Source organism: Pseudovibrio sp. POLY-S9 (genome assembly GCF_001431305.1).
Classification (GTDB): domain Bacteria; phylum Pseudomonadota; class Alphaproteobacteria; order Rhizobiales; family Stappiaceae; genus Pseudovibrio.
The window spans coordinates 391,474-397,802 of the sequence record NZ_LCWX01000237.1 but is presented as its reverse complement, the minus strand read 5'-3'; the positions used below and the strand labels follow the sequence as shown (position 1 = coordinate 397,802).

Here is a 6,329-nt window from a genome sequence, read left to right as displayed (position 1 = left end):
CTGGGGAGCGTATCTCTCACTCTCGCGTGTCGGCGTTACCGCAGGCCTTGATGGGTTTGATATCGCATTTCTTCGTTATATTGTGGCAGGCCCGCTCATGCTGCTGTTTCTTTTGATCGTGCGACGTAATCCCCTCAAGCGCATCTCCCTCTTACAAGCAGCTGTTGTGTCTGTCCTGTTAGGACCTCCCTTCGTGTTGCTCGGTGTAGGCGGCTATATTTATGCACCATTGACGCACGGTGCCGTTATTGTGCCGGCCTCCATGATGCTTGGCGGGTTTTTGCTTGCTCGTATTTTCCTGAGTGAACAACTTGGCCTGCAGCGCATATTTGGGACACTGATAAAACTTATTGGTCTTGCTCTCATTGCTGGTCCCGCTGCCATGACCAGTTCTCTTGAGATTTTCATTGGTGATACATTTTTCATTGTCGCAGGAATGCTTTGGGCTGGCTTTAGTGTGTTGCAGCAGCACTGGAAACTGAACGCGCTCGATGTGACTACAGTTGTTTCAATCGCAGGACTTTTGACCGTTGGGCCAATCTATCTCAGCTCTCGTGGTGTTGATGTTTTCACTGCGCAGTCAGCACACATTCTGGTGACCCAGCTCATTGTGCAAGGTGTTCTGTCTGGCGTTGTTGCTATGATTGCATTTGCTAAATCAGTCCAAATATTGGGTGCAGCCCAAGCTGCCATGTTTCCTGCTTTAGTTCCTGTTTTTGCATTGATTATCGGAGTTCCCCTAACCGGTGAAACACCATCAGTCATTCAATGGGGCGGCCTCGCTACCGTCGGCGTTGGTCTGACAATTGTGGTGATGAGTGCACTTAAATCCACCCGCTGAAGAGTTTGTTACATCCCCTTTAATCCGAGGAGTTACCAGATGACACAGAAAGAAGAAAACACAGCTGTCTACGCCATTGTTCAACTGAGCATTCATGATGTTGACCGCTACTTCAATGACTACTCAGCCCATCTCGGATCGATTAGCGCCCGTCATGGTGTCGAACGGATTGCCGTTTCTCAGCACCCTGATGTCATTGAAGGGACCTACCAGAAAGAGAACACCTTAATTCTGAAGTTTGCCAACCGCGCTGTCTTTGATGCCTGGTACAATGATCCAGAATATCAACCATACAAGAAAATCCGTCACTCAGTGACCGACCCCAATGCATCCACAATAGTCGTGTTGCCTGCTTTTCAAGGCTAAAACCCAGCACATCTGGCCCAGTATCTTCCCCCAAAGCTATCCTCAGAGAAACAGGAAGATCATAAAACGCGCTGCAGAGAAGAAAGGCTGCGACAGGCTTGTGCCTTTGGCTGGTTGAAATGCTGAAAATCTGCACAGATGGTGAGTAGGGTCTGCAAATCAGGTTGGCATAACGGTTTGCATGACAAAGACTCTTGCAAATCATCGCGTGACAGCTTTTGGGTTTGGGCTCGCCTCCGCCATTCTGGCTTTTGAACCTGCGCTATGGCTGGTGCGAACATGGTTTGATCCCTCTTATTCATCCTCTGGCGCTGTCTATCTGGTCGCAGTCGCGGGCTTATTGCTTTGGTCGCTGTCGAGCTCCGTGGATCATTCCGCTAATCATCACCGCCAAACTGCAGCTTTGCTTCTTGTGGCTTCCGCTTTCATTCGCCTAATCAGTCAGGTGTTTGCAATCAATGTTATTGGCGGGTTGGCTCTGGCTTTTGATATCTTCGCCATTACTACGCTTTTGAGGGTAGGGGAACGCAAGCGTGCACTCTCTCCCTTCTGGCTCTCTGCGCTTTTCCTGTTCTCCCTGCCTGTTGAGCGGATTGTTCAAAGGCTATTGGGTTACCCTTTGCAGGAACTGTCAGCTGACGCGTCTTGTTTTCTTCTCAGCGGTGTCACTGAGAACCTTTCCTGCAATGGTGTGCGGCTGACACTTGAAGGCAAAGACGTACTGGTTGATTTGCCTTGTTCTGGCACGTCCAGCCTTATGCTCAGCTTGGCATTTATTGTGGTGTTGAATGCCATCTATCGCCCACGCTTAAGTGTCGCTCTGCTTTGGGTCGGTATTACGCTCGTTCTCAGCATCTTAGGCAACTCTCTCCGCATCAGCACATTAGCGCTCGGCATCGCCTATCCGCATTGGTTCTTTGATGTAAACGTGATGATGGAACCATGGCACAGCGTGATTGGGTACATCACTCTTGCTCTCACCCTTCTGCCAATCCTGAGGCTGTATCGGCCTAAGGCACGCATGTTCGTTGCTTCTTCTCATGCGGATGAAGGTCAAGAGCTGCCTAAGTCACTTCAAAAGTATCTGGCTCTCGCCTTTGTTGGTCTTGCTGTTGTTGTTGTCAGCCTGCCCCGACAGGCTGTTGATGTGGCGAGAGCAACTACACTCCCTGTTTTGCCTTTATTTTTGAATGGGGAGTCCGGGCAGGACATCCCATTACTTCCTGTCGAGCAACAGTATCTCGAAGAGTATGGAGGGTATGCAGTCAAAAAGCGCTATGGAGAGCATGCGCTTACTCTTGTGCATACCAGCTCCCCGCTTCGCCATCTTCATGCGCCGGATGACTGCTTGCGCGGTCTGGGCTACCGGGTCGAGTTTCTTGGGTCTCGTTTTGAGGCAATGCCTTCAGCGCTGTATCGGGCCACTGCAGAAAACGGCCAGCAATGGCAGGTCTCCGTCTCTTTTTTCTCTGATGACGGGCATGTCACCAACAACGTGGCCGAAGCGATCTGGATTTGGTTGCAAAACCCGTCGCTCTCTTGGACCAGCATTCAGCGCGTTTCACCATGGCAGGCTGCTCTTTCCAACCAAAACCAGTTTGAGGCCGCGGTTTTTGCTGCCTTTGATTTCCCCAGGACCTAAAATTTAGAGGATATTCTTGATGTTTGAGACAACGCGCTTTCTCTCTTTGCTTTTGATTTTTGTAGTCAGCACGAGCTTCGATGCTGGTGCCGAGCAGCCAGACCCACTGGGAAAGAAGGCGGGCACAATTGTCGCCATGTTAAATGGACAACAGGCCGAGTTGCCTTTGCTCTCTGCGCACTACGATGTGGATGTGGTTGGAGATATCGCCCAGGTTACGCTTTCACAGACATTCCTCAATCCTAATGATGTGCCGCTCCATGCAACATATCTGTTTCCCCTAAATCAGAAAGCTGCCGTGCATGCGATGGAAATGGAGTTGGAAGGGCAGCGGATCGTCGCGCAAATCAAAGAAAAACAAGAAGCTAATGCCGTATTCAAGCAAGCGAAGGCAGAGGGTAAAGCAGCATCTCTGCTGACACAGCACCGACCAAACATGTTCACCCAGGATATCGCCAACTTGATGCCGGGTAAGTCAGTGACCGTGCACCTGCAATATGTGCAGTCCGTGCCGAAAGTGGATGGGGCTTATGAACTGGTTGTTCCCATGGTGGTTGGGCCGCGATACGAAGGAGCAACCGAGCCCGCCCAGCAGGGCAAGCCAGATGCGATGTCTGGCAGTGATGATGTGGACGTCGTTTCCGGCTGGGAAATTGATCGGCTACCGACATATCCTCAGGTGTTAGGCGTTTCAACATCCGAGGCTATCGATAGTCGGCGGGTCTCCCTGGATATGTCCATGACTGTAGCTCTGCCTATATCCGGCCTTTGGAGCTCAACACATAAGTTGAGCATCTCCGGAGATGAAACCAAAAAACAGGCGACCTTTGAGAAAGCTAAGGAGGTTGACAATAAAGACTTTGTCTTGCGTTACGAACTGGCCGCTGAGACGAGTGTTACTGCCGGTATCGACAGTTACTACGAGGAAGAAAAAGGGGGCTTCTTTTCGTTGCTCATCGAGCCTCCTAAAGTTCCGGCTGAAGCGACTATTGGTAAAAGAGAGCTGGTGTTTGTGTTAGACACCTCCGGCTCTATGGGGGGCGCTCCGATCGCTGCAAGCAAAGCCTTTATGCGTGCCGCGATTAATAATCTACGCCCTGATGATTACTTTCGGATCCTTCGGTTTGCAAATGAGACAACTGCATTTGAGGAGCAGTCCTTAATTGCAAGCGAGCATAACAAACAGGCAGGGCTTGAGTATGTCTCCGGTCTTTATGCTGGTGGCGGTACAGAACTGAATGCAGCGCTCAAAGCTGCGTTTGGTACGCAACAACCTAAAGACACAACACGCATCGTTGTTTTCCTGACAGACGGCTACATAGGCAATGAGCGCAAAGTAATCCAAACAGTTGCCAATCGCATTGGAAATGCACGTCTTTATGCGTTTGGAGTGGGTTCGTCCGTCAATCGCTTCCTGCTTGAGGCGCTGGCTACGGAGGGACGGGGATATGCACGCTACGTTGGGGCTGACGAGAGCTTCCATGAGACTGCAGAGGCCTTTGCAAAAGACTTAAAAACGCCTGTGCTGACCGATGTCTCAATTGATTGGAACGGATTAGAAGTTGAAGAGCAAAGCCCGACAAAGCTGCCAGACCTGTTCGAAGGGCGCGCACTTCGAGTTCTGGGGCGCTATCAAAAAAGTGGAAAGCACACCATTTTCATAAGTGGCTTAGTGAATGGAAAGGCAGCTCGGATGCCGCTGGAGATTGACCTGTCAGGGAAAACTCAGCAACAAAGCCCAGAAAAGAAAGCGCTTCCAATCATCTGGGCGCGTGAGCAGATCTTTGCAAAAAATCGAGCATATACGATTGGAGGCAGTTCAAATCAGGCCTTAAAAAACGAGATTATTAAGCTTGGTCTGGATCATTCCCTGCAAACCCGCTTCACTTCGTTCATTGCGGTTTCTGAGGCCTTCGTAAATCATGACCCAGAAAACGCAGTTTCAGCGTCGGTCCCACTGCCGCAAGTTTCCGGGGTAACGACAAAAGCCTATCCAAACCTCAGTGGAAGTTCAGCGCCAGAACCAGAAGGGATTATGGGGCTCTTGATCGTGATTATGGGTCTTGTCGCGCGCTTTCGCCAAAACCTTGTCAGCATGGTTCGGACAATACGTTGCTCCATTACTCGAACAGGTCAACGCTCCATTCCTCTGGAGGGCCTGGATCGCTCACTGCCTTATAAACTCCGCCGCGATGGTTGGTGGTTGGACTGAGCTGTAATCCGGGGCTCATAGCAGAATATGACGTCTTCTACCTCCAGCAAGCTAAGAGCGTCTCAACTTGTCCAGTTTTGGCGCTCTTTCTGGTAGCAAGCCAGAGCGATATCGTTGCAGAACGAACTGCAGGAATAGGCCAATAAGCAGCATGCGCATGTAGGAGGATCGGGTTGCCCACTCGGAGGGGAGGAAGCCTGTTAGGATCTCTGTCATTGACCAGATCGCCCAAACGATCAGCGCTCCCGCGATAGCCCCTTTGTTGTTTCCACTTCCTCCTGCTATCAACATCACCCAGGCAAGAAATGTTATCAGGATTGGCTCAGTTGCGTCTGGGCTGAAGTACTTGAAATAGTGCGCACTCAACGCGCCAGCCAACGCCATAAATATGGCACCAATCACAAACGTTTGCGTGCGGAAAGAGTGAGTGTCCTTGCCGATGGATTCAGCTGCGTCTTCATTGTCGCGGATCGCCCGTAAAACCCGGCCCCACGGACTTTTGTGGAGGCGCTGAGAAATGAAATAAGTCAGCAATACAATTATCCAAACGAAAAGAACAAAGACGATCTCGGCTGTTTGCCCTTTGAACATCCCTTCAAAGGGACGCGGGATGTTGGAAACTCCCAAACTCCCGTTGGTCAACCACTCCTCATTTACGATGACAAGTCGGATGATCTCTGCAATTCCAATTGTTGCCATGGCGAGGTAATCGCTTTTGAGAGAAACGCAAAGCCGTGCAATGCCCCAGCCGACAAGACCTGCAATGACAGCTGCAACGGCCATACCTACAAAAATGGGTTGCTGTAATCCCCCAACATTGTTTGATGCTGCCGTGGACGTGATAATAGCCGCTGAGTATGCGCCGATAGCGTAAAAGCCAGCAATCCCGGCATTAAACAGGCCGCCAAACCCCCATTGGATGTTAAGCGCCAGGCAAATCACGGCATAAATGCCAGCCATGGTAAGGAAGGAAACGAAATAGAAGAACAGACCTGTGAGTTCCATCAAAGTACCCTTCCTTTTAGTAGGCCTTGCGGACGGAACAACAACAGCGCCAACATGATGATAAAGGCAATTGCGCTCTTATAACTGGGCGAGATGATCTCTATTTCCATAATCGGGAACGTACAAATCTCTTCTGCAACGCCGATTATCAAGCCTCCCAGCATAGCTCCTAAGGGGCGGCCAATTCCGCCCAACAAAGCTGCTGCAAACATAGGTAACAGCAAGTTCCAACCCAGGTTTGTATGGATGTCCGTATCCAACCC

The 6,329-nt window shown here is 50.5% G+C and carries 5 protein-coding genes and 1 pseudogene; 4 read left to right on the top strand and 2 right to left on the bottom strand.

Going from position 1 to position 6,329, the window contains the following annotated elements:
• From PPL9_RS25775 to PPL9_RS25760, 4 genes are all read left to right on the top strand, one after another.
• Positions 1-841 (top strand): DMT family transporter (locus PPL9_RS25775; RefSeq protein ID WP_057465368.1); only part of this gene is annotated, 841 nt, incomplete at its 5' end.
• 39 nt (positions 842-880) lie between these two features.
• Complete coding sequence (locus tag PPL9_RS25770) at positions 881-1,207, top strand: DUF1330 domain-containing protein (RefSeq protein WP_057465367.1); 327 nt, start codon at positions 881-883, stop codon at positions 1,205-1,207.
• A 181-nt stretch (positions 1,208-1,388) separates the two neighbouring features.
• Positions 1,389-2,849, top strand: a complete 1,461-nt coding sequence (xrtT, locus tag PPL9_RS25765) for an exosortase T (RefSeq protein ID WP_057465366.1) — start codon at positions 1,389-1,391, stop codon at positions 2,847-2,849.
• A gap of 19 nt (positions 2,850-2,868) precedes the next feature.
• The gene (locus PPL9_RS25760; protein ID WP_057465365.1) at positions 2,869-5,061 is read left to right on the top strand and encodes a VIT and VWA domain-containing protein; all 2,193 of its coding nucleotides are present in this window, start codon (positions 2,869-2,871) and stop codon (positions 5,059-5,061) included.
• Between the two features lie 51 nt (positions 5,062-5,112).
• Here the strand turns inward: PPL9_RS25760 and PPL9_RS25755 are convergent, their stop codons facing one another.
• Complete coding sequence (locus PPL9_RS25755) at positions 5,113-6,066, bottom strand: branched-chain amino acid ABC transporter permease (protein ID WP_057465364.1); 954 nt, start codon at positions 6,064-6,066, stop codon at positions 5,113-5,115.
• Positions 6,066-6,329 (bottom strand): annotated as a pseudogene (locus PPL9_RS33770) (branched-chain amino acid ABC transporter permease); the annotation flags it as partial. The pseudogene PPL9_RS33770 and the gene PPL9_RS25755, both read right to left, overlap by 1 nt.